General features: G+C 67.4%; 3 protein-coding genes and 1 pseudogene. 2 read left to right on the top strand and 2 right to left on the bottom strand.

Annotated elements, in window-relative coordinates:
• Positions 1-291, bottom strand: a pseudogene (locus tag HCC78_RS32250) (transposase); the annotation flags it as partial.
• A gap of 170 nt (positions 292-461) precedes the next feature.
• A complete protein-coding gene (locus HCC78_RS32245; RefSeq protein ID WP_172332773.1) occupies positions 462-890 on the bottom strand; it encodes a helix-turn-helix domain-containing protein in 429 nt (142 codons plus the stop codon).
• A 50-nt stretch (positions 891-940) separates the two neighbouring features.
• Between HCC78_RS32245 and HCC78_RS32240 the strand changes: the two genes are divergently transcribed.
• Together HCC78_RS32240 and HCC78_RS32235 are read left to right on the top strand one after the other, a co-directional pair.
• Entirely contained in the window at positions 941-1,441 is a 501-nt protein-coding gene (locus HCC78_RS32240; RefSeq protein WP_172332772.1) for a hypothetical protein, read from the top strand.
• Complete coding sequence (locus HCC78_RS32235) at positions 1,438-1,881, top strand: helix-turn-helix domain-containing protein (protein ID WP_172332771.1); 444 nt, start codon at positions 1,438-1,440, stop codon at positions 1,879-1,881. The genes HCC78_RS32240 and HCC78_RS32235 overlap by 4 nt, the downstream gene beginning before the upstream one ends.
• Positions 1,882-2,068: the final 187 nt, after the last annotated feature.

Raw genomic sequence — 2,068 nt, 5'->3', positions numbered from 1 at the left:
GGAGAAAGGGTTGTCGTTGGAGACGCGGGGCCGGCTGAAGGAGGCCGTGATGCCGAGCCGGTCCATGGTCGCCTTCATGGTCGCGCCTTTCATCGGACTTCCATTGTCAGCGTGCAAAGCCAGCGGGCTGGTGACGCATTTCTCCGCCCAGACCGCGCGTTGCAGCAGCGCCGCCGCATTCTCCGGCGTCTCGCGCTCATGGACCTCCCAGCCGGTGATTTTCCGGCTCCAGATGTCGGTGATGATATAGAGGTAGAAGAACCGCCCCGCGACCGGCCCCGGAAGCCAGGTGTTCGGCACTTTCGGCGGCTGCTGCGGCACGGATTACGTCCATATCGCAAAGATTGCCGAGGCGCTACGAACTGGCAGCGCAATACCGCGAACTCAGGGCGGCCCATCCGGAGATGAACGTCTCAAACCGTCCCCCAGACGGTTTGATCCCGGCATTGCCGGGCCGTGCCTCACTCCCACGTCCACACCTGGCAAGGACCAGCAGCCTCGAAGCTGGCGGGCGGCTTCCTTTTCGTCGGGCTACGCGCGCGGCCGCGGCGGTGGTTCTGGCCATGCTCGCGCAAAACCCTGTAAAAGCTGGATTCCGACGCGATGTAGGTCCCCTCGTCGGCCAGAAGGGGCACGATCTGGCTCGGCGGCAGGCTGGCGAACTTGGGCAGGGCGCAGGTGGCAATGATGCGGACGCGCTCCTCGCTGCTGAGCTTGTTCGCGGGCTCGGGGCGCAAGGCGTGCGGACGGCCGTCCTCACGGATGCCGCCCGTCCGGTCGCGCCATCGGGCAAGCGTCTGCGGATGCAGGCCCAGTTCGGCACAGGCGGCAGCGCGGGACGATCCCGCAGCCATTGCCTCGTCGACCCCCGCGTGCAGGGTAGTTGTCACCGTTCTTCGATCTGAAACTATGCAGCGAGGCGGGCGGGACAGGATGACAAGTGGCTTATTCACCGGAACGAAAGGCGGCGGTTCTCGCGAAGATGCTGCCGCCGAATAGCATACCTTTGAACCGGCTGTCGGTTGAGGAAGGGATCTCGCGGGCAACGCTTGCGAAATGGCGCGCGGAGGCGCGGGCGAAGGGCAAGCTGCTGCCCGAGGCTGACGCGCATGTCGAAGGCTGGACGTCGGGCGACAAGCTTGCGGCCGTGATCGAGGCGGCGGCGCTGAACGAGGCGGAGCTGGGCGATTACTGCCGCCGCCGCGGGATATTCCCCGAGCAGATCGCGATCTGGCGGGAGGCCTGCGAGCAGGCGAACGACTGGGACCGGACGGCCTCGGCGCGGATTGCCCGCGAAACGAAGGATGACCGGAAGCGCATCAAGGCCCTGGAACGGGAGCTGGCGCGCAAGGAGAAGGCGCTGGCGGAGGCCGCGGCGCTCCTGGTCCTGAGAAAAAGGGCGGCGGCGATCTGGGGCCCTGCGGACGGAGAGGACGAATGACCTCTGCTCCCGATCGCCGGAAGATTGCCGGGTTCGTCGACGAGGCGATGGCCACAGGCGCGCGCCGTGCGGCCGCCTGTGCCGAACTGGGCCTGCATCCGCAGACGCTTGCCCGATGGCGCGACCGGACGGGCGGCATCCGTGAGGACGGCCGTCCGCACGCCTTGCGCCCCGAGCCCGCCAACAAGCTCAGCAGCGAGGAGCGCGCCCACATCGTCGCCACCTGTGCCCAGCCCAAATTCGCCAGCCTGCCGCCGAGCCAGATCGTGCCCCTTCTGGCCGACGAGGGGACCTACATCGCGTCGGAATCCAGCTTTTACAGGGTGTTGCGCGAGCATGGCCAGAACCACCGCCGGGGCCGCGCCCGGGCTCCGGTCCGCCGCAAGCCGCCCGCCAGCTTCGAGGCCAAGGGGCCGTGCCAGGTGTGGACGTGGGAGTGAGGCACGGCCCGGCAATGCCGGGATCAAACCGTCCGGGGGACGGTTTGAAGTGCCGAACACCTGGCTGCCGGAGCCGGTCGCGGGGCGGTTCTTCGTATGCGATGTCCCGGCCCCACCTGTTTGTGAGGCGGCGGTTCTGAGATCTCATTTCCAGCGATAGGCAGGGAGTGACTTTCTCAATGAGCGC

The organism is Mangrovicoccus sp. HB161399 (assembly GCF_013184745.1).
GTDB lineage: Bacteria > Pseudomonadota > Alphaproteobacteria > Rhodobacterales > Rhodobacteraceae > Mangrovicoccus.
The sequence above is the reverse complement of the archived record's forward strand: the minus strand, read 5'-3'. Positions and strand labels throughout refer to the sequence as shown.

Bases quoted from the DNA above. Each gene is read 5' to 3' on its own strand.
- HCC78_RS32235 (WP_172332771.1), top strand. From the start codon at position 1,438: ATGACCTCTGCTCCCGATCGCCGGAAGATTGCCGGGTTCGTCGACGAG.